Raw genomic sequence first — 26,969 nt, forward strand, 5'->3', positions numbered from 1 at the left:
TTTAAGGTTTGGTCATCCAATTTTACGTATTTTTGAGAATCACCGGATGTGATACAAAACTAATTAAATCATTTGGTCTGACGAAGTTTAAATTTTAATTAAATCAGATGACAACCCTAAAACAAAACAAAAGCCTTTGAACGAACTTGTACTCGAACTTGAAGAAATCTCTCCAAAAGAGTTTTTTGGAGCCCAAAACACAAATATTGAACTTCTTAAAAAATACTTCCCTAAACTCAAAATTGTAGCCCGCGGAAATAAAATTAAAGCCTTTGGCGATGAAGAGTTGCTGGAGGAATTCGATAGGCGTATTACCATGCTGCTCAAGCATTTTGGCAAGTATAACAAGTTAGACGAGAATGTTATTGAGCGTGTACTTACCAGCCAGAGTAGCGACGATTATACCACCTCGAAAGCAAGTGGCGAGGTTATTGTACACGGTGTGGGCGGTAAACTTATAAAAGCACAAACAGCCAACCAACGTAAAATGGTGGAGCTTATGCGTAAAAACGATATGGTTTTTGCCATTGGTCCGGCAGGAACAGGAAAAACCTATACGGGTGTTGCTTTAGCCGTTCAGGCCTTAAAAAATAAGGAAGTTAAGCGCATTATATTAACACGTCCGGCCGTAGAAGCTGGCGAAAACTTAGGGTTTTTACCAGGGGATTTAAAAGAAAAACTCGATCCCTACATGCAACCTCTTTATGATGCATTGCGCGATATGATAGCACCAGAAAAACTGGCTAGTTATATTGAGAAGGGTACCATACAAATTGCACCATTGGCATTTATGCGTGGGCGTACCTTGGATAACGCTTTTGTAATTCTCGACGAAGGTCAAAACACCACACACGCCCAAATGAAAATGTTTTTAACCCGTATGGGTAAAAACGCTAAGTTTTTATTAACTGGCGATCCGGGTCAAATCGATTTACCACGTCGTACCATTTCTGGACTAAAAGAAGCCTTACTTATTTTAAAGAATGTTGAGGGTGTGGGCATGATATTTTTAGACGATAAAGATGTGATACGCCACAAACTGGTTAAAAAGGTCATTGCCGCTTACAAAAGCATCGAAAATATCGATTAATTTTTTTTGAAGCTTAATCCCGCTTTCCGCTATATCTTTTTATGTTAGTTTAAGTTGTATTCCATAAGGATGCTGTATCGAGAACATAAAAAGGATGCCGCATCAATCGGGGCTAAATATAAGTGCTAGGGGTATTAAGAAACGTGATGGCTAGGGAAGAATAACTCTAGCCATTTCTTGAATAGGAGATGGCTTTATGAGTTTTTCTGGTAACAAAAAAACACCTCACGACATGGTAAGAACCACTAAAAAGAAGTAATTTTGTCTCCTCACAGAAATCACAAGAGCACAAAGCAAAAAAACAAATCAACTCATAAAACAGTATCAAAAAAATGAGTAATACAATCACAGAGACCAATTTTAATTTCCCAGGGCAAAAAAGCCTATATAAAGGAAAAGTAAGAGCCGTATATAATATCAATGATGAAGAATTGGTTATGGTGGCTACCGATAGGCTTTCGGCCTTCGATGTGGTGATGCCAAAAGGGATACCTTACAAAGGGCAAATACTAAACCAAATTGCTACTAAAATGATGGAAGCTACCCAAGATTTGGTACCCAATTGGTTAACAGCCACACCAGACCCTAACGTAGCCGTAGGACATTTATGCGAACCTTTTAAAGTAGAAATGGTGATACGTGGTTATATGTCTGGGCATGCCGCACGCGAGTATAGAGCCGGAAAACGTATGCTTTGTGGTGTACCCATGCCAGAAGGGATGAAAGAGAACGATAAGTTCCCAGAGCCTATTATTACACCTGCTACCAAAGCCGAAATGGGCGACCATGACGAGGATATTTCTCGAGAAGATATTTTAGCTAAAGGCATTGTAAGCGAAGCCGATTATGTGGTTTTAGAAGATTATACTCGTAAATTATTTCAACGTGGTTCTGAAATAGCAGCCTCAAGAGGTTTAATTTTAGTCGATACCAAATACGAATTTGGAAAAACTAAAGACGGACAAATCGTTTTAATTGACGAAATACATACGCCCGATTCCTCACGTTATTTTTATGCCGAGGGTTACGAGGAGCGTCAGGCTAAAGGCGAAGCCCAAAAACAGCTCTCAAAAGAGTTTGTACGCCAATGGCTTATTTCTAATGGCTTTCAAGGCTTAGAAGGGCAAACCGTGCCAGAAATGACGGACGAATATGTAGAAAGCGTTTCAGAACGTTATATTGAACTCTATGAAAATATTACGGGCGAAACCTTTGTAAAGGCCGATGTAAGTAATATCGATGCGCGTATTGAAGCTAATGTGTTGGCGTATTTGAAGTAGATTTTAAAGACTAGATCAAAAAAAAAAAGACCTTGAGGGAATCAAGGTCTTTTTTTGTGTGGATTATCTGAGTTACGCTTATCGTGTTTGTGTATGGTTAGTTGCGTTGGCAAGAACTAAGTTAGCAAAAGAAAACGAACCAGAGGAAATTCCGTAGGAATTTCCGAGTACACACAGAACCAGCAATTAAATATACACGTTATTACCAAACGTTATTTTAAATTTTCATCAATAGCAATTAACATCAATCCTTCGAGAGTGTATCTTCTATAAAATTTCATAAATGCCATAAAAAAGATATAGGAAATTCCGCCAACAATAATTAATGGAAGAAATACAGCAGCTTTTTTAATTTCCGCAAAATTTATAATTAAAATATACCAGAATGATATTATTGAAATTAAAGTTAAGGTTCTTAAGAAACCATATAAAATTACATAATTAACCATTCGAAATTGATGACTCTTTGTGTGTTCAAAAGTATAATGTGAAATTATTCTATTAAAATCATACACGCGAACGTTATCATTATGAAATTCAACTAGTTGACCTACGGCTAACTTGTTTATCAATTTTTTGCCTTTAAACTTTATCAATGCAATTAAAAATTTATCGAGTTTCCGAGTATAGAAGTTTTTAAAACCAAAAACTTCTCCAAGTACTAAATCTAATATAGTCACTGGGAATATAAGTATTAACAATAAAATTCTCCATAGTATTCCGCTTCGAGTTTCCGCTTTCCAAAATCCGCGTATTTCAAATCCGAGTAAATATTTTGAAGGATAGTTATACTTCCAATTTGCATATCGTTCTATTGTTATAGATGAAATAAAGTTTAACAAATGACCAATTGCATAACTTGCAATTACAAAAAACAAAAATTTGTCAAGTTGAAAATTTGAGTTGTCTGCAACAAAAGTCTTTAATTCAAATTTTGATTCTAAATTTTCTAAATATTCAATAAAAAGAAATAGATATATCATTAATCCGCCTGGAATAAAATATCCAAGAAAATCATAAAGAGAAAATGGATTTTGTTTAATCATCTTGTTTTTCTAATGTTTGGCAATGGTTTAGTATAACCGTCAGTTACGGGTTAAATTAGGGATTATTTTCGGTTTGGCACTGACGTTAGCAATTCCGAGTGGATTCGGACGTAGTCGAATCCGCCGTAATTGGGTTATACATTGTTGCCCACAGTGTTTTATTTCTTACTCTCCTCAATTACTCCGATACTCTTTCTAAATTCATTTTCCAATTTTGACATTAATTTAGGAATTTCATCTTTAACTTTCTCGTTGGCTTTTATTGCCATATCGTGAGTCATTTCAGAATGTGGTAATCCCCACAAATGCTTAAAAGAATAATCCGAATGACTTTCCCTTAATCCATTTTGGATTTCTTCGATAAGCTCACAAATATTAGCAGTAAAAAATATTTTATTAGTTTGGTAATAATTGAAAAAATCATTCCCTAATTCTCCAGTTTTAGTGATTCTTTCTAATTCTTCCTTTTGAATTGTTGCTTGGTCTTTTCCAGTAACATTTCGCATTCTGGCAGTCATATCGAGCATTGAATTATGAAGAGAAACTAACTTTTGGTATAATTCTAAAATAATTTCACTTCTTTTTTCGTGAAGTAAAGATTGCCTTGAACTCAAAAGATTTAAGTCAGATTTATAGCTTTCCATTTCTTTGTCAAAATTCAATTTAGCAATTTGATTTTGTGCTTCCAATTCCGTTTTAAATTTTTCTAAATCTTTATTTAGAATTTGTTCAATAATTCTTTTGGTCAAATACCCAATCATACCTGCAATGGCTACAGTAGCAGTTGAATAAAGTCCAATATATTTTATAAAATTTTCCATTAAGATGATTTTTTAGACATTGTGGGCAACTTTAATGATATGCGTCCGTTTTAATGACTTATATCAGTCGATAAGCGAAGTTATATTTTTAAACATAAATGTAGCCTTTTTACCACTATAAGTTGTTGAAAAGTTTTCAACAAACTAAGCGCAGGTAGTAACTATTAAAACAAAAAAACCGCTCGGCCTTTTAAGATGACGGAGCGGTTTTCAAACTAACCAAACTAACCATATGAAAAACTTACTATTATGCTTGTTTTATCGAGTTAAGCCTCTCTTTTAAACTAACTATTTGTTTTTATTTCTATTCAAATATACGTCGGGTTACTTTGTAGTTTTGTGTGAAATAGAGTGAAGCGTCCTAAATGCGTATTGAAACAACTTATTTGTAAACTTAACGATTAGTTGATATTATGGAATAAAAAAGACCTTGAGGGGGCAAGGTTTTTCTGTTTTAGCAATGGGCTATACAGACGGTTCGTTATAGTGCGTTGTTTTCAAGTTTATTAGGCCTTAAACTACTTAAGAAGTTGTGAAATTCTTGTTCGCCAATTTTAGATCAGTAACTAGCAAGGTTGTTTTTATTAATTTCAACAAAATCATCTAAATTACAAACCGAACTGAAATGGAGTCTACTTTAAATACCACGCTTCTTATTTATTTGCATTCCCTTTTCTCCTTCTGAATCAGGAAATGTTATTTGAGTCGTGTCTGCGCTGGTTGTAACTGTGAGATGAGATAGTTTTTGATTTGGATCTGTAACACTAAGGCTATCACCAAATACATGCAAAATACATGGTTCGCTCACAGAAACAAGGCCATAATCACTGGTTTCTAACTTCGCTGATGAATAAAATACAGCATAAACTCCGGTAGAGTTTTCAATAGCTTGAACATTGTTTGTGTTGCTTATTATTTTTGTATGCGCATGAGTTACCTTATTTTTCATCTCCTCTGCAGATACATTTGGAAAAATCGTATAAGCATAAGACTGGTTAACCGGTGACTTACCATGATTTATCCATAAACTAAAGACATTCCCTTTTACGGGGCGATCTTCATAGGTTGGTAATATTTCAAGCCAGTTACTATGCACTTCTTTTACATTTAATACCGTTTTGTCAAGCAGAGCATATCCTGTATTTCCATGGTGAACCCAATTATTGGCGTCAATGATATGTGTTCCACTTTCTAAAACACCATGGCTTGTTACTATGTTTTCGCCCTTGTGCCATTTTTGCTCAACCGAGGTGAATACTTCGCCAACCGTATTTCCTGAAATATTAGATCCTAAGCAAATTACTGCATCCTCCTGAAAAAACCATGCTTTACGGGCTGTTAATTGTTTACGCTTATATGCCATTGCAGCTATGCCTTTTGTATTCCCCAAAACTCCCGCAAATTTACCTTCACCATTTTTAAGATTGGGGCGTAAACTATCCGTTTTTTGATCACAGGTTGTTCCTGGTAATCTATTCCAGTCCCAAAGCGCCTGAATATTTTCATACTCATCCCCATTAATATAATGCAGCAAAACGCCATCGGACTGGTGAATTCCCTTCATGTTTTCCAGGTTACAGTCTTCAGAAGTTTTTACCCGATTAGAGGACATCTTAACAGATGCATACCAATCAGATGTGCGCATTATTGCAAAATCTGATCGCCAAAAAGGTTTAAACCCTATATGCTCATTTTGCAAAATATTTGTCCTTTTAGCATACTCCTTTTCAAAGTTTTGATCCACTTGCTGCATACCCGACAAAACATTCAAGACATTTGTGCCATGTTTAATTTGACAATCTTTCATTATCTGTCTTCCAATAGCGTTTAAGTCCATTCTGTTTTTCCAGATTGTCCATGACATTCCATCTAGTAAAAAGTTCCTGATAATTTCCAGCTTTTCACCTTCTAAGGCATAGGAAGTTCCTCTTAAAATATTGCCCCAATGCATAATACTACCTGAAAAGCTCATACCATAATTTCCCATTTGTAATAGAGGACCATGCTGGTGATAACTCCAATCGAGTTGAACACCTTCATCATCACTTATACAGATTTCATCCCATATCTCAAAGGCCGCATTTTTAAGCGAAGCAGAGTCGCCATATAGTAAAGATCGCATTAAAGCAACTTCGTTGATCCATACTCTGTTTTGTCCAGTCATTTTAGATGTTGAGCGATCGAGTATGGGGCGGCATTTTTGTAATAAAGTATCGGGTAAATTTGCATCTAATAGCAGCAAAGCCTTAGACATTTTTTTCGGAATCGCAATTTGTGCATTGTACCAATTCGGATTTTTATAATCATAGTCGGCCCAATGATTTAGGCTTTTTTGTATGGCGCTATATACTTTGTTGGAATGATAAAACTTTGATTTATTTGAAACATAAGCCGTAGCTAATAAAACACTTCGATCTAAATGGTTCCTTACGGGCCAAGCGCTCATTCGTTGGTCACTATAGTCTATGTTCGGCCAAGTTCCATCTGCTGTCATACTATCTAATAAACTTTGAACCTGCAATACATCTATTTCAGAATTAGCATAGTATTCAATAAATCGTTCATGAATGATTTCAAACTCACTTTGCTTTGAATTGCTACAAGAAATCAATAAAATGAGAATAATAAAACTATAGAGGCATTTTAGGCAAAGAGATTCTTTAAATTTTATCATTACAATGTGCTTTTATTATTTACTTGACATTTTCAGAATTTCCGTTCCTGCTAAAAGGAAAGCTCCAACACCATAAACTTCAGTCATATGTTGTTCTGTTTGCTTCGGATCGGCACCAATGGGTTGTACCCAACCTAATTTACCATCAGGATATACAGCATCTACCAATGCCTTCCATCCCTTTTTAACAGCAGGCATGTATTTTTTTTGGCTTAAATAGCCATTGTTAATCCCCCAGGCTAGGGCATAGGTGTAAAAACCGGTACAGCTACTTTCTGGATTTGGGTAAGATTCTGGATCGAGTAAACTTGCTCTCCAGTATCCATTCGCTCCCTGAATTGACGCGATTTTCTCTGCCATTTCAACAAATAAAGTTTCGTAAAACTTTTTTCCTTCCCACTCTGTGGGTACTTCTTCTAGTATTGTTGGTAAGCCCGCTATTACCCATCCATTTCCACGACCCCAAAAAACAGGTTTTCCATTTTCTTCTTTCATGTCGAAATATCGACTATCTCTATAAAACAAATGTTCTTCTTTGTTATACAAATAGTCATAGGTGGCATGGTATTCCTGGTCCATAAAATTTAGGTAGTCCTTGCGGTCTAGCTCCTTTGCCAATTTGGCCCAAACAGTTGGTGCCATAAACAAGGCATCGCACCAGCTCCATCTTTCAATGGGCCAGTTTTTCCCCTCATTTACAAATTCTAATGAACGGGTAGATGGGTATTGTAACATAAAATCGAAAAGGCGCTCCAGAGGCTTAATCATTTTATCATTGTCATAAATTCTATGCATCTCAACAAACATTTGGCCAGTCGCATAGTCGTCGCCATGGTATCTTCGCCAAGGGTTGGCATCTATTAATTGAGCCCATCCTATCTCATTTCCTCTTTGCATAAGGTATTCGAAATAAACACTGTCATTTGCAACTTTAGCCCACTCAACCATTCCTGCAAATAAGGCTCCTGCAGTCCAATCGCCAAGCTTATGAACCAAGGGTTCATTTATTTGCCAATTAGCAACACGGCTCATAGCAATGTGTACATCTTCCTTCTTAAAATCGGCAGATAGTTTATCTTTTTCACTATCGATATACAAAGATGCTTTGTAATTGGTATGGTGAGAATAATATTCATTCTGCATCCAAATGATTTGTGCTTTAGAAGTCTCTTCTGCATTGCGAATTGCAAAAGGCCGAACATTGTCTTTTTTCGAGTTATCAGTTATACTGGTTTCTTTCCAGGTAACTCCATCTTCGTTCAATTCTGCTTTAAATATCTCAAAAACATCGTTAACGGGCTTCGAATAATAAACGGTATTCGTGTTTTCATGATCGAGATGAACACCTCCCGAATAATAAGGCTCACGTTCTCTATCTTCTTTTTTTCTTTCAACCCTTGGGAAAGCAGAACCAGCATCGGCTATTTTACTCTCTGCCCATTTTTTACCATTCCATTTTGCATAGTAATATTGGTGTTTTGTTTCTTCTGGTAAACGAGAATAAACGACAATAGGTTTACCATCTTTAGCAACAGCTATATCCCAAATCCAGGCACGAACTCCAAAATGAGTATTCTCGTAATGTTTTTTTCCATTAAAAATCATTTCACATTCGTTATACTCCATAGGAAGGTTTTTCAGGCTTCCAATTTTGCTACCATCTGCAGTGAAGAATTTACCTTTTTTGTACTTCAGATAATAAATACTATTTAGCGGCTCGTTACGTGGGTGACCATCAGTGAAAGCAAAATGTATTTCATCGGTACCATTACTTGCAATTTTTACATAAGGTTTTTTTTGAGTATCAGGTGATGATTTAACCAATGTGAATAGTGGTGACCATGTTTTACCCTGATTGTCTGAATAACAAAAAACAGACTTAAAATCGCCGCCTCTCCAAAACAAAAAGATTCGGTTATTCTCTTCTGAAAGCATTACTGGATTTGTGTAGCAATAGCCCTTTGATACTTCTGTACTTTGTGTAATGTTAGACTGAAATTCCCATTTACTAATATCTTCCGGCTTTTGGCTTATTGCATAATTTATACCTTTTAGTGAATCATTTTTCGCTATGTTATAAGAGCTAAAAAAAACCATTATCCTGTTGTCGGGAAGAATTAATAGCGATGGATTAGAATGGTCGTTTTTATTAAACTTGGGAGAAATATTAACCTCTTTTATGTTACCACTTTTTGTATTATAGCTTCCTACCATAATACTACCATTAGATGTAACCCATCCAGAATAAATAACATCATTTAATAAAATTGCACGAGGGTCTGAAAACCAGTGCCATGCGCCATCAGTGCTTATTGTTTTATAGCCTAAAGTATTTTTAACTTCCTCGGTGTTTTGAGCTTGTGTATTTAATACTAGGGTAATACATAAGAACACTAGCGTTATTGTATTTTTCATTATTAAACTGTTTTTATTATTATATATGTTTTTATCAATACTTCCATTTATGTTCTTTATTATACCATTTGTTTATTATTAAACACCTTTCAACCAACAAGCAATACTGCTATTCTCATAGCCTTCTCGTATAAGCGACATCATATATTCTAAAAGCCACTTTATCATTTCCCTAGGAAAAATTATCTTGTCCTTCAGGTACAAAACGCGCGTCACAATTTATTTCATTCTTAGTATTCTCCAGCACTTTATCAATGGGTTGACTGGCGCTAGAATCCATACGTGTTAGAAAGACTAAAATTGATATGCTTTGCATAGCTCTGCTATTTTAGTTCCTTTACTTTTACATGATCCATATCTGTATAATCCAGATTTTCTCCACCCATTCCCCAAATAAAAGAATAGTTAGAAGTCCCTACACCTGAATGAATTCCCCATTCTGGAGAAAAAACGGCTTGCTCGTTATGCATAAACAAATGCCTGGTTTCTTGTGGTTCACCCATTAAATGACATATAGCATCACTTTCCGGTAAGTTAAAATAAAAATAAGCCTCCATGCGTCTGTCGTGGGTATGACTTGGCATAGTATTCCATACACTTCCTTTTTTTAGTTCGGTAACGCCCATTACCAGCTGACAACTATCTACAATACCTGGTACTATGAGTTGGTAAATTGTTCGTTCATTACAGCCCTCGGGAGTACCTAAATTCAGAACATTAGCCTTAGCAAAATTCACTAGTGTTGTAGGGTATTCTTTATGTGCAGGAGTTGAACTAAAATAAAACTTTGCTGGATTATTAGCATCCACACTTTTGAAAATGATTTCCTTACTCCCTTTTCCAACATACAATGCTTCTTTACATTTAAGTAAGTATTCCTCACCATCAACCAATACAATCCCATCACCAGCAATATTTACGATGCCTAGTTCCCGGCGTTCGCAAAAAAAATCAGCTTTAATGCACTCTATGGTATCAAGTCTGAGCGTACTCGTACACGGAAATGCACCTCCTAAAAGATAGCGTTCATATTGCGAATAAGACATGTTTATCTCATCCTTTGTAAATACAGTATCAACCAGAAATTCAGATCTTAGTCTTTCTGTATCGTAATTCTTAGCATCTACAGGATTACAGGCTCTACGTAAGTCAAAATTAATCTTTGTCATATCTATATATTTTAAATTGAATAATGTTCTTCATGGCATTATCTAAAAATGTTGCTTTTAAACACTTTCAAATGTACTCTAAGAATTAAAGAGAAGCCTTCAATATTATACTTTGCGAATCTATAAAATAACACTTTGGTTGATATTCAGAAGTTTACAAAGCCGTTACGGCTTAAAATATTTAATTTAAAACCGAAATCTATATTGATGAATGACTTTAAACAGTACTAAATATCGCAACTTAGATTTGTTTCTGATACTCTAAAGGACTCAGGTTTGTTTGTTTTTTAAACACAGTACTGAAATAATTTGGGGTATTGTAACCTACCAAATAAGCTGTTTCGGAAACTGATTTATGTGATAGTAATTTTTTAGCACTTTCAATGCGTAAGCTCGTTTGATATTGGTTAAAGGTTTGTCCCGTCTTCTTTTTAAATTCACGCATAAAATGAGTTCTACTTAAACCAACCTTATGAGCTACTTGCTCTACACTTAAGTCTTCGGTAAAATTGTTTTTTAAATGTTGAAGGGCCTGATTTATAAGTCTATCATTGTTTTTCACTGTAGTTTCAGATAAAATTTTAGAAAGTACTTTAGCCTCGCTAGTAATAATTTTGCGTATCTCTTTAGGGTCCGAACTCTCCTGAATAGCAATGTCACGTTTGGAATTTCTAGAAATTAATGAATTGGTATCTCCACCAGCCTCTATGGAAACATTCGTAAGCATATTTAGTATATCGCGAATACGCAATTTGTAAACGTCTAAATTCCCGAACGATAATTCTTCTAAATTATTAAGGAGCTTATCAATTTCAGAAACATCCTCGCTCAAGTCTGACATTACCAATAATTGTAACTCTTCTCTTATAATATTCACCTTTCCTTTCATCTCCTGAATATCTCTGAAAACAGCCCAAATCCAGAAAAATCCACTGATAATGGATCCCACGTAATATAAACCAAACTTGCGTGGTGTTGAACCCAATCCAATGGCAAAGGCTAAACCAAAAATAAGTGTACCGCACAAAAATGCTAATTGTTTGTTCTTTCTGCTGGTACTAATTTCTTTTATAATTAGTAGTGTACATGGAATAACCAATAACAGTAGTGCTCCAAAAACCTGTATTCGATGTGCCCATAAACGCGGTTGGTTTAGCTCGAGCCACGACAAATCGGACTGTGGATATAAAGCACCTTTTCTATGGGAAAGCATGAATAAGATGTAGCTTATTGAAATAAGAATACCTAAGATATAGGGGGTAATTAGAATGGTTTTGTTTTTTTTTATTTTAGATTGTTTAACAGAAGCTACTAATAAAGAAGGAATACCAATACTGAATAGTAAAGTCATTCGGGTAAGTAGTAAATATGTGATTTCAAATTCATTTAAAAAAATCTCTGCAACGCGTCCGCCTATAAATATAATGAAGGTTATCAGAAAATAGATGTATAATTTATAATCGGAAGCTATCCTGCGTCGAACAATGATAAAATAAATAAGAATAGTTACAAATAGTTGCACCGACACTATGGGTGCAATTAAAAATTCAAGCAATTGTTTTTGATTTTCAAAAATTGCCTCAGGTATTCTCATAACTAGATTTAAAGATTAGTTTTGCTACTCGAATCACGAAAATAGCGTTTTTTTTTTTTCAAAAACCATGGGTAGATAAAACACTTTTTAATTAATTGTAAGTGCAATTTGTGTTTCATAGCATTTTTTTTGCAAACTTTACAGCCATAGATTGACAAGTATAGATTGTAGTATTGCATTTATAATTGTATATAATTTATACTATAAAGTATTGTTCTAATTATCAAATTACTTGAATAATGAATATAAAGTATCTGTTGTTTAGTATTGCAATGTTTTTATCGCTAGCACATCTTTGGAGTCAAGATGAAACTTTAGAATTTTCTCCTTCTTTTAGATATTGTCCTGATCGTGATTATGACCTCGCCTGGGAAAATGATTTGGTTGCTTTCAGATTATACGGATTTCAACCCAATGAAAATGATGGTTTAAGCGGTATTGACGCATGGCACAAAAGCGTTAGTTACCCAATTTTAGACAAATGGTACAACTTAAATAAAGAAGGTAAAAGCTATCACCAAGATTATGGCGAAGGGTGCGATCAATACCATGTTGGAAAAACTCGCGGTGTAGGTGGTATTGGGCTATGGATAAATGATAAAATAGTACGATCTGGCCTTTATGAAGACTGGGAGGTCATTTCTCTTACACAAACAAAACTAAGTTTTAGGTTGCAATATAGTTGGACCATAAGTGGAGAACAAATTATAGAAAATAGGGTTATTACCATTGAGAATGGAAGTCAATTGTATAGTGCGGAGAGTAGCTTTACAAAAAACGGTAAGGCTATAATTGACCTAGAAATTGCTATTGGTTTATCAACTCAAAATGGTATTGCAAAAGTGCATCTCAATGAAAATGAAGGATGGATGACCGCTTGGCATGAACTAAATAACAGTGCAGGAATGATGGGGACAGGTACAATTGTTGAAACAAATCAGTTAATAAAAATGCTTGAGCAAAAATCGGAACAGAAAGATGCCTCGCATATTATAGCTGTAATGAAAACAAATTCGAATGGCACAATTAATTGGAAGGCTGGTTTTGCATGGGAGAAAGCAGGAGTTATAACCACGCAAACACAATGGGAAGCTTACATTAGTAATTATTGATTTTGGGAAATTTTCGCACGAACTATACCTGACTTGGATAATATACGTCCGTTTTAATGACTTATATTAGTCGATAAGCGAAGTTAAAGGTTGTCAAATAAATATAGTCTTTTACGTTGTAGAGTTGTTGAAAAGTTATTAACTAAAAAAACCGCTCAGCCTTTTGAGATTACTGAGCGGTTTTTAAACTAACCAAACTAACCATATGAAAAACTTACTATTATCTTATATTTTATGAGCTAAGCCCTCGAAATATTATTTGTAAACTAACTATTTGTTTTTATTTCTATTCAAAGATACGTCGGTTACTTTGTAGTTTTGTGTGAAATAGAGTGAAGCGTCCAAAATGCGTATTGAAACAGCTTAATAGTAAATTGAACGATTCATTGAAGTTATAAGGATAAAAAAGATCTTGAGGGGGCAAAGTCTTTTAGTGTGTGGATTATTTGAGTTACGTTTATCAGTTTCAGCTATGACTGGTTGTGTGGGTTAGCTCTTAACTTGGCAATTAAATACTAAGCTGAAAATCCGCGAGGATTTTCAGAAGTAGGCGAGAACAAGCAACCCGCTAGAACGATTCTGTCAGATTGCTGCTTATAGCTATGGCTAGCCTTTATTTATTTTATTATAATCAGACAAGTTCCAGATGGCCTGTGTTAACATTTATTATTAAAATTATACCATAAATCTTATTCTTCTTTAATATATGTGGCATTTCCGCTAATGCCATCACTTATATATAACTCACCAAATTTAGGCTTGTTAAATTGAATATAAGATGAACAGTTAAATTGAGAACTATATATAACAAAAATAAATCCTCTGTGATATATTAATTTGTCATCCCGATATTTATCTATCAAGCGGAGTTCGTTTGCATCATTGGTTATTTTTATATTTTCAGCCCATTCAGAACCGGTGCTGCCTTTTAGTTTATAATGACCAACTATGCTATTTAAAAAGGATGCGTTTTTAGATTTAGAGGCTAATATTTCGGGAATAGAATCAGTACTTTTTAAGAGTTTTGCAATTTTGTAATATGTTTCCGTTGCTACATGGCAATAAAGTTGGCTCTCATTAAAAATATTCTCCCTATCATTCATGTATAAAGCAACCATATTTTTATACTTAGAATTATTGAGATAATAATTAATGGCTTCATCAGATGTTATGCCCCTTAATGCATCTAAATTCCAATCATTTGTGCTAAATAAATAATCAATGTTTTTATAAACCGTTTCCCTTATCCTTACATTATAAACGTTAATATTAGATGTTTTTACAACATAGAGATACTTTAAATCATTAATTATGGGTTGATATTTTTCAGGAACATTATCTATGTTTCGCATTAAATTATCATATCCAATAGTGTTAATAACAAAATCATCATAATTGGTGCCCAACGTTTCTGCTTTTCCTGATTTGAAATCATTAAAAGTATACCTGTTATTGAGTATTAAGTTTTGAATTGAATCATCCATAATAAATTTATCGAAAACAATTTTGGACTTACGTACATCGCTAACTATATCTTGTTGAATTTCTTTAAGGATATTCGTGATTTTAGCTTCGCTAATTTTTTGCTGGTTTCTATTATTAATATTAAGAGCTAGAAGAATTCCTATGACGACAAGAATTATTTCACCAACAGCATAAAGCAGATATTTACTGATTTTGTTTTCAGATAATAATTGTTGTCGAATTTTTCGAAAGAATTTTATCATTGATTTTCTTTAGTTCTAATGAAGTCTAACTTTATAACATACGTCTGTTTTAATTGTCTATATCAGACGATATAGCGAAGTTATACTTAATAGAATAAGCATACTCTTTTGCGTCGTAAAGTTGTTGAAAAGTTATTAACCAAAAACCGCTCAGCTTTTGAGATCACTGAGCGGTTTCAAACTAACCAAGCTAACTATATGAAAAACTTACTATTCTTGTCTTATATTAATAACTGGGATCAAAACTTATAAAACCCCTATTTTTTAATTTTTTATTTCTGTCCAAATATACATAGCGCAAAGGTCGTGTTGGCTAAAAAAGCATAAATTGTCTTAATTTGGAGGTGAATTCATCTTAAAGCCCACTGAACCAAATTTAAAGGTATTAAGTACAAAAAACCGCTCAAGTCTTAGTGACCGAACGGTTTTAAATTAACCAGATTTATACTTCGAAATTTTCTTTTTCATGAGTTTATAAAAGCACCTAAATCCATTTTATCTTGCCTATAGCTTTTATAAACCTTAAGTAGTAGCAAACCACTTAGCGTTTTCTTTCCCATACATCTGATTCTGATTCTACAGGGCTGTGATAATTACCACGACGCTTACGTTTCATTTCACAAATTAATCTTTCGAAAACATAAGCTCCAAATCCAACACCCAGTAAAAGAGTTATTATAAAACCCATTGCATCTTAATTTTAATAGCAGAGCATGACGCTTTCTACTATATGTTCTATATAAAGGTATGCCCGAATAAACTTTGAAATAGGGCTTTTTTGGGTGAAGCCTCTAAAATGCCATTTGAACCGACTGGATTATATATTGAATGAATTTATAGGGTTATATGGTTACGAAATCAGGCATAACCCATTTTTATAACGTACTTTAGAAAAGTTTATGTCTACGGTTTGGGCTTTTAGGTTTAATGCTAAACATAGTAATGTAATGGTCAATAAGTATTTTATTTTAAACTTTCTTTGAACTAAAGACGATTAAATTTTAATACCGTTGCAATTTTGTTTTATAATGAGCTTAAAGCAAGATGGAATTTTGACGAAAAGTACTCAGCGATTTTAAACAATAAGCGCAAACCTTGAAGTTTTAAATTATTCTAAAGTTTATATCTTTTATACTACGTAAAACGTGAATTTGAATATTAGTTGAAATATGGCTTTAGCAATCAATTAGTAATCAAAGAGCTTTGTCTAATTATAGGTTTGCTACCTAATTTTTAAATACAGGGAACTCTGTAATCCGCAAATAAGTTGCGCCCATGGGCTCAAGTATTAACATCTGATTAGGCTCGTCCTTTAGTTCCACATTCTCCGGAATTTTAGATAAAGACACATTATTTTTAAGTTTCCAATTGGAAATAGATCGAGCATTAACTTTCAATTTAATAGGAGAGTTTCCGTAATCCCAAGGATACCCCTCAGTTTTTTCTTTAACAACTTGGATTTCATTTTCTGAGATAGATTCAGGCAGCGCAAAAGCCCAGTTTAAGTGTTTTTTAGGAAACAACTGATAAGCTGGAAATTCATTGCTAGATTTACGCCCTGTGTCACTTGTAGTTGTGCTTTTTCTTGCTTCGATTGGATAGGAAAAAACTAATGGTCCATAATTTATTGCAATACCTTTTCTTTTATCAATTTTTGGAGTGGTATTAAACTTAATCTTAATTTTATCACCTTGTTTGAATTTCCTTGTGATGATTTCAAAAAAGTTGTTTTTATTACCTTGTTTAAATATCTTACCATTAAGGGTTATTGAATAACTATCTACCCAACTTGGAATTCTAAGACTCAGAGGGATTTTTTTATTTGGTGCGCTTTTTACGTCCAATGAAATAAAATGTTCGAAAGGGTAGTTTGTTACTTGTTTTATTTTTAAAATGTCTTTGCCTATGGGAATTGAAAATGTCCCGGGTATATAAAAAACGATTTTGGCTTCATGCTCATTAGATAAACACGATCTGTTTAAAAAAGTAGGAAACATACGATGAATATTCCCTGTACAGCACTCGGTATCATGTCCTGGTTTATAACATAATCGGCCTTTGCCATTAAAACCCCAGTTTGTTTTATCGTTATAAAAGCTTGACATGTCTGAAGAAATTGGCATGTTAGGGGCGCTATAGTATTGATGCGCTTTGAAATTGGATGTGATACTACAAAACCCAGCATTGTATAATACTTTTTCCATTTTATCGGCAAAACTGGCATCACCTGTGGCAAGTAAAGCCCATCCTGTTGTCCAGTTAAAATCAGGAATATTACATACTTCGTGCGCCATGTCTGTGTTGTTGCCATGAAGTTCTTCAACACCACTAGATAGTCCGTCAGCCAAAAGGTGGTGTTTTTCTAGTTGGTTATATGCCGTATAGATGGCTTTCTTATATTTTTCTTTACCTGTATGATAATACAAAATGGATGGGATTTTAAGGAATTCGTGATAGGTAACAGCATGACCAGAAGGTTTTAATCCTTGTTCCATTCCCGAAGCTGTTAGCATTGTTGCACCATTTGGATTTTCAAATTGGTTATTCTCAAATATATTGTATAATTTCTCAGCTACTTCTAAATACCAAGTATTACCTGTTATTCCATATAAGCTTGTTAAATGTTCAATATGTAAGACGGAACGAACTTTAAAACCTCCGTTTTTGGGAACTTTATAACTTTCCTCTTTCTTATAAGTAGATTGGTAGTGGTTTTCTAAGGCTTGAAGTAATACGTCATCGTTTGTGTTTTTATATTCTTCTACTAACATGCGTATAAAAACTACAAGGGGCCACCAATCATCATCTATATGACCTGCATGAAGAATACCTTCGCTGTCTGCATGGGATAAAACATAATTAATATTGTTTAAAACACGTTGTTTAAGGTTTTTCGATTTGTTCATATACCCGCAACGTAAGGCTCCATCTAGGTAATACGCGGTTTGCTCAAATGGCCACCAAGGACTGCCGCCATCGAACTCTCTATTTTTAAAATCCATATCCTCGGTCCACATTCCTGTATTAAAAGGGAACCCGCTTTCTTCAGGATGGCCAGTTAAACCATTTTCTTGGCGTATTAAAAAATCTTTAACCCAACCGTCTGGTTCTATATGCTTACTAGGTAAATCGTTTAATCCAATTTGTTGCGAATATATATTGGTGTAAAGTAAGAGTAGATATATTAGTGCACTTTTTTTTATCATAACACGTTTTTTTAGTTTAACCGCATGCGGCTATAACTATAGGGGAAATGAAATTGTTTTGATTTTTAAATCTGCTGACATACGAAGTTAATTTTTTTGAAGTTTAAATGATAATAATTGTTATAGTTTTCTAAAGAAATAGTATGCTTTTTAAACTTAGTAGTTTATAAAATTAACTAAGTATAAGATGTTATTAAAAATAAGGATATAAAAAAACCGCTCAGCTTTTTGAGATTGCTGAGCGGTTTTTAAACTAACCAAACTAACCATATGAAAAACTTACTATTATCTTATATTTTACGAGCTAAGCCCTCGAAATGTTATTTGTAACTAACTATTTGTTTTTATTTCTATTCAAATATACAGCCTACCTCAAAGTTAATTTTGAGGGATGGTGGTGAAGTGGCTATAATTAAACCTGAAATGTCTTTTACCATTAGTGGACTTTATAAAGAACCTTGAAATAATAGAAAAACTATAAGAGTGTATGCTTTAATTTAATTTAATTAACTTTAGTTCATACTAATATTAAAATCAAGTTATTATGAAATTGTTTATGTGCCATATGTATGTTTTTATTTTATTTTCAATGTCCATAACGTTCGGAGGTTTTGCTCAAGAAAATAAAACAGACCAAAAAGCTGTTTTGGTAACTGGAGCCAGTAGCGGTATAGGTTTAAAGATTACCGAAGAGCTGTCATCAAAAGGTTATTTTGTATATGCTGGAGCTAGAAAACAAGCCGATTTGGATAGGTTAAATGCCATGGATAATGTGCAATCTATTAAACTTGATGTGAATAAGTGGGATGAAATTAATGCAGCTGTAGAAACCGTTAAAAAAGAAGGACGGGGCCTTTACGGACTTGTAAACAATGCGGGTGTTGCTATATTGAATCCTTTAATTGAAGTTGAAGAAGCCGATTTGGAATTTATTTTTAATGTTAATATTTATGGACCCTATAGAATCACTAAAGCCTTTGCACCATTAATTATTGAATCTAAAGGGCGTATTGCTACCATAAGTTCTATTTCTGGAATTTTATCTCATAGTTTTTTTGGACCTTATAGTATGAGTAAACATGCGATGGAAGCCTTTACAGATGCCCTTTCAGCTGAAATGAAAAAGTTTGATGTTCATGTAAGTGCCATTGAACCTGGTAATTATAATTCTAAAATAATCGAATCTTTGATTAAAAGAATGGAATCAAATGACATTAGTTTTAAAAACTCCTTATATAAGGAAGAATTTGAAAAACTAATATCTGCATATGGAGCCGATAGAAGTCGTTTTAAAGACCCAAAAGAAGTATCAGACGCTGTCGAAAAAGCTCTCTTTTCAGATAACCCAAAACCCCGATATATGGTTGTGCCTAATGAGATGGAAGCCAACTGGACTATTACACAAATTTTGCGAGAAATGGTACAGCTTAATGAAAATCAATCCTATAAGTATGATAGAGAAGCCTTAATTGAGATACTTGATAAGGTATTAGCAGAAACTGAATAGTTGTTAATATAAGGAAGTATGTTAGTGTGCATATTCAAAAAAAAGCCGCTCCGTATTTAGAGATGACGGATCGGCTTCAAACTAACCAAACTAACCATATGAAAAACTTACTATTATCTTGTATTTTACGAGTTAAGATCCTCGAAACGTTATATATAAACTAATGACTTGTTTTTATTTCTATTCAAATATACTTCAGTTAGGTTTTCTTAATCAAGCTAATTGAGCTGAAACGACCTAAAAGATGAGTGAAATAGCCTAACATTAAACTAAAATATTTGTAGGTGTTTTATTCTTTTTTTTGTCTTTACTTAGTATATTTATCAAAATTAATTTAAATCCATAATAATGAAAAAATCACTTTTACTTATTGCTTTCCTTTTTGTAGGGATGACCAACTTTGCACAATCAAATGAATATATAGAAATGGTACGTGCTGTTTTAGAAACAGATACAAAAGAAGCCATTGCTGATGTTATGGAATTGAACGATGCTCAGAGTGCTGACTTTTGGGCCTTGTATGATGAGTATGAAGCACTTAGTTATTTTGTTAAAGACAAAAGAATTGCTATAATTAAAGATTATGCTAATAACTTTGACAAGATGACGGATGAAAAAGCAGATGAATTAGTAACTAGGTTTTTTGCTTTTAAAAAGGAGGATTCGAAGTTATTGCAGAAATATTATAAAAAAATGAAGAAAGTTATTCCTGCTACTGAGGCAGCAAAATTTCTTCAAGCTATAAATAAAATTGATGACTTAGTAAATGCAAAATTGGCATTGGAAATTCCATTAATTGAGTCATAAATAAGACTATAATTTCAATATTAAAAAAGCCCTTCAAATTTGAAGGGCTTTTTTAATATTATCTAAAAATAAAACCGCTCAGCCTTTGGGGGAACCGAGCGATTTTTACTAACCAAACTAAATTTTATGTATAACGATTTAATCTCTTATGTTTTAGACACCAAGTTTTTTAGAAAGTCACATTTATTTTAAAAATATTTTTTAAGACTAGTTAGATCCTTTAAAATTAGACTTGAGATGTTAATAAAAAAAACCGCTCAGTCTTTTGAGAGTACTGAGCGGTTTTCAACTAACCAAACTAACCATATGTAAAATGTATTATTAAATCCTTATTTTTAAGAGTTAAGCATCTCTTTTAAAACTATTAACACGGACTATGTGTTTTTATTTATATTCAAATATACATCGGGATGCACTTGATTTTAGAAGAAAAGAAGTGAAGTGTCCGGATTTCTATGTGAATCAGATAGTATTGAAACTGAACAGATTTACGACTCAGGTAAATCGGTTAGTTTTATAAATGGTTCTCGTTTTTAAAAGTAAATACTATTTAATAATAATCTTATGAGATAGCGTTGTGTTATTCGAAAGTGCAGCTTTTAAAAAGTATGTGCCAGCAGATAATTGAGAAACATCTATGCGATTGGATAAGGATAAACCTTTTGTAAAACGCTTTACAACAACTCCTAAACTATTAATAATACTTAACTGGTTTGGCTTGTAGTTAGATTCTATGTACAGATAACCTTCTTGTTTTACAGGATTAGGAAATACCCTTATAACTGAATGGTTTGTATTTTTAGATATATCTTCTACATCCAAAGTCCCTTCTGGCATATTCTCATCTAACCATTCCAATCGAACATTTATCCAGTTTTTGAATTTATTAACCACGCCTGCGTAGGTGCTTGGTTGTGGTTCGTTACCTTCTGGTGTCCCTACATTTATACCTAGTATAGGCCATCGTTGATAGTGTCTTTCCTGAGCTTGATCCAATAATTGGTGCTCACGATCTATAAAACTATCGATACTGGTATTACTCATTATGGTAGCTCTTAGTGCCGCATACCTATTTCCTAATTGGTTTACAAACCACGGATCCTTCATTAAACGTTCTATCCAACCATTAGGTGTTGGGGTCATCCAAGCGAATGTGGTATGGGCAAATCCACTGCCATCAGTACCACCTCCGTTAATATTCTTATAGCCCCAGTCGTAATCCCAAACGGGACCAGAGATAATCAAACCTCCTTTACTGTCTTTATCTTTGTGATAATATTTACTTTTTTTATAAGCATCGGGATTTCTTGAGAGTTCGGATATGATTAAATAGTCTATAAAAGAGAGTACATCAATGTAGGCGCGATACCCCATGTTTTCGTCAGTAAAGTTATCACCAAATAAAACGGTCTCAAAACCCGATATGTAGTCTTTTATGTACTCCTTTTGAGTTGAAGAAATGTCTTTAGCCTTAGGGTCGTGATATACATAACGCACATCGTTAAAAGGAACATTTTCTGGAGAGAAATCTCCTAACCAACTATCACTTCCATCTTGTTCAAAATAGTCAACTTTAAATATGTAGCCACCAGTTAAATCATCACCAGAATTCTCATCAGGTTTTAGGTTTGATACATTAACACGATTTTTATCCTGTTTTATCTTTTCAGTGAGAATATAGATGCCATCATAACTTCCATTAAGAATCACTTCACAATGTTTGGTTCGAGGCGCATAATGCCCCATTTCTCTAGATAAATGAAAGGTTAAAGAATTTCTCATCATAACCTTATCGTTATAATTGGCTAAAAGAATCCAATCGTTTTCTTTGGGCATATGAAATAAAGGAATATTTAGGTTTTCACCCAGTTCATCTCTAGTTTCAAATCCATAAGGTTTTTGAGGTAATGTAGCAGAAAAATTTCCTCTAATTTCGATACCAATATGTCCATTATAAACAGTTGCAGGATCTGTTACTTTATTATCAACGCTTGTACCATTATCTATAATTGATAAATTCGCGTTTATTTTTGGTTCATCAACCACAGGCGCATTATTTTCAGTATCTATTATAAATATAGGAAGATTAGACTCTTCTAAAACTATATCTGGAGTTTGAGAAATAACCTTAAAAGATACTAATACAAATAAGCCTAAAAAGATGTGTTTAATCATGTCTCAATAAAATGTTTAAGAAAATAAGTACCTAATGTAGTTAATATTTCCTAGAACCTTTATTTATGTTATTGAAACTTGGTAAATGTAAAAAATCACCGACAAAGTGTTCGATTTTATGCTGTGGAAGCTTCTTATAATGCCGTTGTAATAAAGTTTAATTGTTTGAATTATAGGAATGAACAGCCTATTTCGGTTGCTATTGCATAATGCGAATTGAGTAAAAGAGTAATTTGATTGTTTATTAGTCTACTTTTAGTTTGAGTGATTCAAAAGCATCTGTAAGAATACCAATTAATCCGTGTTTGGTTTCGCCTTTTTTAATCGTTGCGCCATGAATATTGTAATCAAATAGCTCCGACTGAAATTTTTTGTTAGCTGAACCTGCAGCTATCATATTTCCACCGGCTAAGGCAGGCCCTAAAACTAATCCAATAGGTGTAGAGCTTGTGGTTTCTGTTACTCCATATGCATTTGTTTCATGGGTATAAAAGTTAACTGGAGTTAGTAGTAAATAGAACAGGTAAGTAGCCGGACTTTGTTTTAAGATCTTAAAGACTTTTTCGTTTTCCATAACGTATATTTCAGATCCGTTAGCATAGGTTAGTTTGACATCTCGACCAAAAACAATGTCGTTTTCTGAATTGTTGGTGACTTTAATAGCAACCAATTTAACCCCCTTTTTTATTTCCTTTTTTTCGTACTTTTTATCTAATAGGTCGTATTTATATTCCAACTTAATACTATCAACCTCTGAGGAAGAAATAAAGTTAATAGATTTTGGCTCAATCAATTTGTAGCCAGAAGCACAACAGGTTAGCATAATTGTAAAAAGAGCAAGTAATACTGTGCAAAATATTCTCATAAATTTAGTTTAGGTTATAAAAGAGAAATAATTAAACCTGGTTTGTAAACATATATAATTGTAAGAAAGGATAATGTTTTAATAGTTGTATTTTACTATACGACCGTTAAGTGGTTGTTCGTTTCTATAGTTATTTACAGGCATGTTACTTTTTAAAGTTAATACCTCTTCAACAGATAGGATGAAAGGTTCTTTAAAGACTACCCAGTCCACACTTTCCGTGCAGGGTGGCGTCGTTAAAGACCCTTTATAAGTATAGTAGCTTTTCTTGTCTAATTTTAAATATGATAAGTCAATTTGTTCGTCAATATCTTTGACTTCGCCATTTTCAAGAGGTAAGAAGCTTTGAAAAAATTCGAATAAATCACTTTCAGCGCCTTCTTCACCCAAAATACCTAAAACAGTGTATTCTCCACTTTTACTTTGGTGTACTAAGTGCATTTCAATAGGATATATAAGACCATTAATTTTATGCTCTGCAGGCTCATGAAAATGTATTTGTTTTAAATAATAAATATCCTTTTTATAACGTATAGAATCTATAGATTTAAATGCAAACTTTATGGAATGGCCATCGTTTTGAACCTCACTTAGAAATGTATTTGGTGTGTAAAACATTTCGAATTTATTACTAATCTTAATAGAATCGGCACTTCTATGTATGATGTTGATAGGCGATTGTAGTTCGCCATCGCAGTCCGAGTTTTTTTCTATTTCAGCCCAATGCCGTGGAGATGTTTCTCCAGAATAGCCCCAATGCTTTTCATCTGTAGCATGTATTTCAGTTTTTTCAATGTTTTTTTTTTGAGAATTAGGTGCCTGAATACAAGCGCTCAATAATATAAGTAAAATACTAGGCAATAGCATAGTTTTCATTGTCATGATACCTCGGCTTCTTATGGTTTGTAGGGACAAATTTAAATAGACTAAAGTATTAAAAAGCTTACTTTTGTCAGCTTTTTAATTGCAATAGACTAATTTATCGTCTTCTACCAGAAAACTCCATGGCTTCACCTTTGCCAAAACCGTAGCTTACACCAAAAGAAACGAATCGCCCGCGTTGGCGCCTATTATAAACAAAAAAATCTGGTTGTATGGTTGTATTTTCAGAAACTCGAGACGCAAAGACATCGCGTACACTCATGTTTAGAATGATTTTTCCTTTGAATACTTTTTTTCTCAAGCCAAGATCTGCAAAATAAATATCGTCAACTTCACCTTGTACGGTAAGGTATTTTGACCTGTAGTCGCCTGACACTTCTAAATCAAACTCAGCAGGTAGTTTAAATTTTGAAGTTATTCTAGTAGACCATCTATTACCTTTAAAATCAAAGGAAGTCATTTCAAAATCACCATCCCTATTAAAGTAATTCAAATTAAAATCACCATTTATTGAGAACCAATTTAGGGGAGAATATTTTCCATTTAACTCAATACCCGTAGTGGTATTACTTCCAACATTTTCAGGCCTAGAGACACTAATGTTGTCTTCAAAATAAGTGATACGCTCAATAACATCAACGGTGTAACGGTTGTATAAACTCCAATTTAAAGAGGCCTTGCCAAATTTATGAATACTAGTGATTTCAAATGAATCTGTATATTCAGGTTGTAAATTGGGGTTACCGGTAGAAATACTATAGTTATTTCGAATGTTTGAAAATGGATTTAGTTCTCTTAATCTAGGTCTTCTTATTCTTCTAGAGTAGCCGGCTTGCAAAGAAAATTTGTCACTTACTTTATAAGAGGTATGTCCGCTCGGGAAAAAATCTGTGTAATTTTTTTTATTTATTTCATTGGTATTCTCCAAGAGGGTTTTTAAATCGGTGTTTTCAGCTCTCAGTCCTAATTTTATACCCCATTTTTCACCTTCAAAAGCGACTGTAGAATACAGGGCCAGAACATTCTGATCTAAGTCAAAAATATTCGTCAAATTCGGATTGTTTACCCATTCGCCATTTTCAAACTCACTTACCGCAAAATCATTAGTAACGCCATTTAATACATATTGAGATCCTGTTTCTAAGGTATATTTGTCTAAAAATGGATGAACATAATCTAATTTGAAAGTATAGTCTTCTAAGGAATAGTCTGTTCGCGTTTTTTGTTGAAAATCTTCAATATCTCCAAAAGTTGTCATGTTCTGAAAAGACGAAGACTGATCTTTACTGAAGGAACTCCCCAAGGCACTAAACAATAAACTTTGCTCTTTATGTCTTTTGAAATCTTTCTTGTATTGTAGTTCATAACGCAACTTAGGATTAGTAGCCTCGGTAACCTCGATTCTTGTCCAGCGATCTGTTATGGTGTTAGACGCATCACTTTGATTGAAATAAGCCAGTGCATTTTGATCTTCAACTTCATAAGCTATAGCTGCTGAAAGTGTTATAATATTATTATCGTTTAAATGATAATCAGTACCAATGAGTAGGTTTCCAAATTTTTCATCAAACTCACCCTCTCCCGTACTTCTTATGGTAATATTATTTACTAAATCTTTATTGATATACTCCGATTCTGATGGGTAGGTCCGTATGCCAAATCCCATTTGGCTAAATAAATTAAACTTTTCTGTGCGCTTATTTAAACTTAAACCAAAACTATTACTATTGGGTGAGCCAACATTTAAAGTTGCTGAACCATTTAAGCCTTTTTTTTCAGACTTTTTTATTATGATATTTATAATTCCTGTTGAACCTTCGGCATCATATTTGGCTGAAGGATTTGTAATGACCTCAATTTTTTCAATCATATCAGCCGTTATTGTACCTAATGCATTTCCATCAGCATTGGCTAGAATAGAAGGTTTCCCATTAATCAATATTTGAACACCTTGGCTGCCTCTCAAGCTTATTTCACCTTCTATATTAACATTAACTGATGGTACATTATTTAATACTTCATAAGCACTAGCACCTGTAGAACTTAAATCAGCCCCTACATTAAACACGCGTTTGTCTAGCTTAAATTCAAGTTGAGATTTTTCTGCCCGAATGACAACTTCATCCAGTGCTTCATTATCTTCATTAAGAATAATAGTTTTTAAATCAACCGTATTATTAATTATTTTGAAATCTTTAAAAGATCTTGTTTTAAATCCAATAAAACTAACATCAATATAGAAATTAGATGCATTTGTACTAATTGAAAAAGAACCGTCCTCATTACTTATCGTTCCTGTGATAGGTTCTTTAGAATCCGAATTTAGGATGGATATAGTGGCGTATTCGATAGCTAAGTTGTTGTTATTTTCTATAACCTTTCCTTTAATTTCAATGTCTTGATTCTGAGAAGAAACATAGTTTATATTGAAAAGTATTATAATAAATAGTAATGGTTGACGCATATAGGATTCTGATTAATCGAACTCCGTAAAATTAAGTAAAATTAAGCCTGACCTATTTACGCTATTTATTAAAGTATTCTTAATTTTTCTTTCTACTGGCCTTAGTTAAAGGGTTAAATGCTGTGCACAAATCTA

17 protein-coding genes are annotated in these 26,969 nt (G+C 33.6%); 5 read left to right on the plus strand and 12 right to left on the minus strand.

What is annotated here, in order from left to right:
- Window positions 1–136: 136 nt before the first annotated feature.
- Both Q0857_RS15045 and Q0857_RS15050 read left to right on the plus strand, forming a co-directional pair.
- On the plus strand, window positions 137–1,090 hold the full coding sequence (locus Q0857_RS15045; RefSeq protein ID WP_298537022.1) for a PhoH family protein: 954 nt from the start codon (window positions 137–139) through the stop codon (window positions 1,088–1,090).
- 332 nt (window positions 1,091–1,422) lie between these two features.
- Window positions 1,423–2,370: a phosphoribosylaminoimidazolesuccinocarboxamide synthase gene (locus tag Q0857_RS15050; protein ID WP_298537025.1), complete on the plus strand. Its 948-nt coding sequence runs from the start codon at window positions 1,423–1,425 to the stop codon at window positions 2,368–2,370.
- A 212-nt stretch (window positions 2,371–2,582) separates the two neighbouring features.
- Here Q0857_RS15050 and Q0857_RS15055 read toward each other — a convergent pair whose 3' ends face one another.
- From Q0857_RS15055 to Q0857_RS15080, 6 genes are all read right to left on the minus strand, one after another.
- A complete protein-coding gene (locus tag Q0857_RS15055; protein WP_298537028.1) occupies window positions 2,583–3,416 on the minus strand; it encodes a hypothetical protein in 834 nt (277 codons plus the stop codon).
- A gap of 158 nt (window positions 3,417–3,574) precedes the next feature.
- Complete coding sequence (locus tag Q0857_RS15060) at window positions 3,575–4,237, minus strand: hypothetical protein (protein WP_298537031.1); 663 nt, start codon at window positions 4,235–4,237, stop codon at window positions 3,575–3,577.
- Between the two features lie 637 nt (window positions 4,238–4,874).
- On the minus strand, window positions 4,875–6,911 hold the full coding sequence (locus tag Q0857_RS15065; RefSeq protein WP_298537034.1) for a polysaccharide lyase family 8 super-sandwich domain-containing protein: 2,037 nt from the start codon (window positions 6,909–6,911) through the stop codon (window positions 4,875–4,877).
- Window positions 6,912–6,926: 15 nt separating this feature from the next.
- Window positions 6,927–9,326, minus strand: a complete 2,400-nt coding sequence (locus Q0857_RS15070; protein ID WP_298537037.1) for a glycoside hydrolase family 88 protein — start codon at window positions 9,324–9,326, stop codon at window positions 6,927–6,929.
- Window positions 9,327–9,649: 323 nt separating this feature from the next.
- A complete protein-coding gene (gene kduI, locus Q0857_RS15075; protein WP_298537040.1) occupies window positions 9,650–10,495 on the minus strand; it encodes a 5-dehydro-4-deoxy-D-glucuronate isomerase in 846 nt (281 codons plus the stop codon).
- A 241-nt stretch (window positions 10,496–10,736) separates the two neighbouring features.
- The gene (locus Q0857_RS15080; RefSeq protein ID WP_298537043.1) at window positions 10,737–12,089 is read right to left on the minus strand and encodes an AraC family transcriptional regulator; all 1,353 of its coding nucleotides are present in this window, start codon (window positions 12,087–12,089) and stop codon (window positions 10,737–10,739) included.
- A gap of 239 nt (window positions 12,090–12,328) precedes the next feature.
- On the opposite strand from Q0857_RS15080, the gene Q0857_RS15085 reads away from it, so the two are divergent.
- Complete coding sequence (locus tag Q0857_RS15085) at window positions 12,329–13,201, plus strand: DUF4861 family protein (RefSeq protein ID WP_298537046.1); 873 nt, start codon at window positions 12,329–12,331, stop codon at window positions 13,199–13,201.
- Between the two features lie 689 nt (window positions 13,202–13,890).
- Here Q0857_RS15085 and Q0857_RS15090 read toward each other — a convergent pair.
- The gene (locus Q0857_RS15090; RefSeq protein WP_298537050.1) at window positions 13,891–14,928 is read right to left on the minus strand and encodes a hypothetical protein; all 1,038 of its coding nucleotides are present in this window, start codon (window positions 14,926–14,928) and stop codon (window positions 13,891–13,893) included.
- A gap of 1,226 nt (window positions 14,929–16,154) precedes the next feature.
- Window positions 16,155–18,134 (minus strand): beta-L-arabinofuranosidase domain-containing protein, encoded by a 1,980-nt coding sequence (locus Q0857_RS15095; RefSeq protein ID WP_298537054.1) that lies wholly within the window; start codon window positions 18,132–18,134, stop codon window positions 16,155–16,157.
- 544 nt (window positions 18,135–18,678) lie between these two features.
- Here Q0857_RS15095 and Q0857_RS15100 point away from each other — a divergent pair.
- Both Q0857_RS15100 and Q0857_RS15105 read left to right on the plus strand, forming a co-directional pair.
- On the plus strand, window positions 18,679–19,641 hold the full coding sequence (locus tag Q0857_RS15100) for an SDR family oxidoreductase (protein ID WP_298537056.1): 963 nt from the start codon (window positions 18,679–18,681) through the stop codon (window positions 19,639–19,641).
- A gap of 348 nt (window positions 19,642–19,989) precedes the next feature.
- The gene (locus tag Q0857_RS15105; RefSeq protein ID WP_298537060.1) at window positions 19,990–20,448 is read left to right on the plus strand and encodes a hypothetical protein; all 459 of its coding nucleotides are present in this window, start codon (window positions 19,990–19,992) and stop codon (window positions 20,446–20,448) included.
- A 546-nt stretch (window positions 20,449–20,994) separates the two neighbouring features.
- Here Q0857_RS15105 and Q0857_RS15110 read toward each other — a convergent pair.
- From Q0857_RS15110 to Q0857_RS15125, 4 genes are all read right to left on the minus strand, one after another.
- Entirely contained in the window at window positions 20,995–22,623 is a 1,629-nt protein-coding gene (locus tag Q0857_RS15110) for a CotH kinase family protein (RefSeq protein WP_298537064.1), read from the minus strand.
- Window positions 22,624–22,867: 244 nt separating this feature from the next.
- Window positions 22,868–23,488 (minus strand): hypothetical protein, encoded by a 621-nt coding sequence (locus Q0857_RS15115; protein ID WP_298537067.1) that lies wholly within the window; start codon window positions 23,486–23,488, stop codon window positions 22,868–22,870.
- A gap of 78 nt (window positions 23,489–23,566) precedes the next feature.
- On the minus strand, window positions 23,567–24,370 hold the full coding sequence (locus Q0857_RS15120) for a carbonic anhydrase (protein WP_298537070.1): 804 nt from the start codon (window positions 24,368–24,370) through the stop codon (window positions 23,567–23,569).
- 97 nt (window positions 24,371–24,467) lie between these two features.
- Complete coding sequence (locus Q0857_RS15125; protein ID WP_298537072.1) at window positions 24,468–26,834, minus strand: TonB-dependent receptor; 2,367 nt, start codon at window positions 26,832–26,834, stop codon at window positions 24,468–24,470.
- Window positions 26,835–26,969: the final 135 nt, after the last annotated feature.

The organism is uncultured Algibacter sp. (genome assembly GCF_947495925.1).
In the GTDB taxonomy this organism is placed as follows: Bacteria; Bacteroidota; Bacteroidia; order Flavobacteriales; family Flavobacteriaceae; genus Algibacter_E.

Excerpts from the sequence above, each read along its gene's own strand:
- Q0857_RS15050 (WP_298537025.1), top strand. The coding sequence starts at position 1,423 with ATGAGTAATACAATCACAGAGACCAATTTTAATTTCCCAGGGCAAAAA.
- Q0857_RS15055 (WP_298537028.1), bottom strand. The coding sequence starts at position 3,416 with ATGATTAAACAAAATCCATTTTCTCTTTATGATTTTCTTGGATATTTT.
- Q0857_RS15060 (WP_298537031.1), bottom strand. The coding sequence starts at position 4,237 with ATGGAAAATTTTATAAAATATATTGGACTTTATTCAACTGCTACTGTA.
- Q0857_RS15065 (WP_298537034.1), bottom strand. The coding sequence starts at position 6,911 with ATGATAAAATTTAAAGAATCTCTTTGCCTAAAATGCCTCTATAGTTTT.
- Q0857_RS15070 (WP_298537037.1), bottom strand. The coding sequence starts at position 9,326 with ATGAAAAATACAATAACGCTAGTGTTCTTATGTATTACCCTAGTATTA.
- kduI (WP_298537040.1), bottom strand. The coding sequence starts at position 10,495 with ATGACAAAGATTAATTTTGACTTACGTAGAGCCTGTAATCCTGTAGAT.
- Q0857_RS15080 (WP_298537043.1), bottom strand. The coding sequence starts at position 12,089 with ATGAGAATACCTGAGGCAATTTTTGAAAATCAAAAACAATTGCTTGAA.
- Q0857_RS15085 (WP_298537046.1), top strand. The coding sequence starts at position 12,329 with ATGAATATAAAGTATCTGTTGTTTAGTATTGCAATGTTTTTATCGCTA.
- Q0857_RS15090 (WP_298537050.1), bottom strand. The coding sequence starts at position 14,928 with ATGATAAAATTCTTTCGAAAAATTCGACAACAATTATTATCTGAAAAC.
- Q0857_RS15095 (WP_298537054.1), bottom strand. The coding sequence starts at position 18,134 with ATGATAAAAAAAAGTGCACTAATATATCTACTCTTACTTTACACCAAT.
- Q0857_RS15100 (WP_298537056.1), top strand. The coding sequence starts at position 18,679 with ATGAAATTGTTTATGTGCCATATGTATGTTTTTATTTTATTTTCAATG.
- Q0857_RS15105 (WP_298537060.1), top strand. The coding sequence starts at position 19,990 with ATGAAAAAATCACTTTTACTTATTGCTTTCCTTTTTGTAGGGATGACC.
- Q0857_RS15110 (WP_298537064.1), bottom strand. The coding sequence starts at position 22,623 with ATGATTAAACACATCTTTTTAGGCTTATTTGTATTAGTATCTTTTAAG.
- Q0857_RS15115 (WP_298537067.1), bottom strand. The coding sequence starts at position 23,488 with ATGAGAATATTTTGCACAGTATTACTTGCTCTTTTTACAATTATGCTA.
- Q0857_RS15120 (WP_298537070.1), bottom strand. The coding sequence starts at position 24,370 with ATGACAATGAAAACTATGCTATTGCCTAGTATTTTACTTATATTATTG.
- Q0857_RS15125 (WP_298537072.1), bottom strand. The coding sequence starts at position 26,834 with ATGCGTCAACCATTACTATTTATTATAATACTTTTCAATATAAACTAT.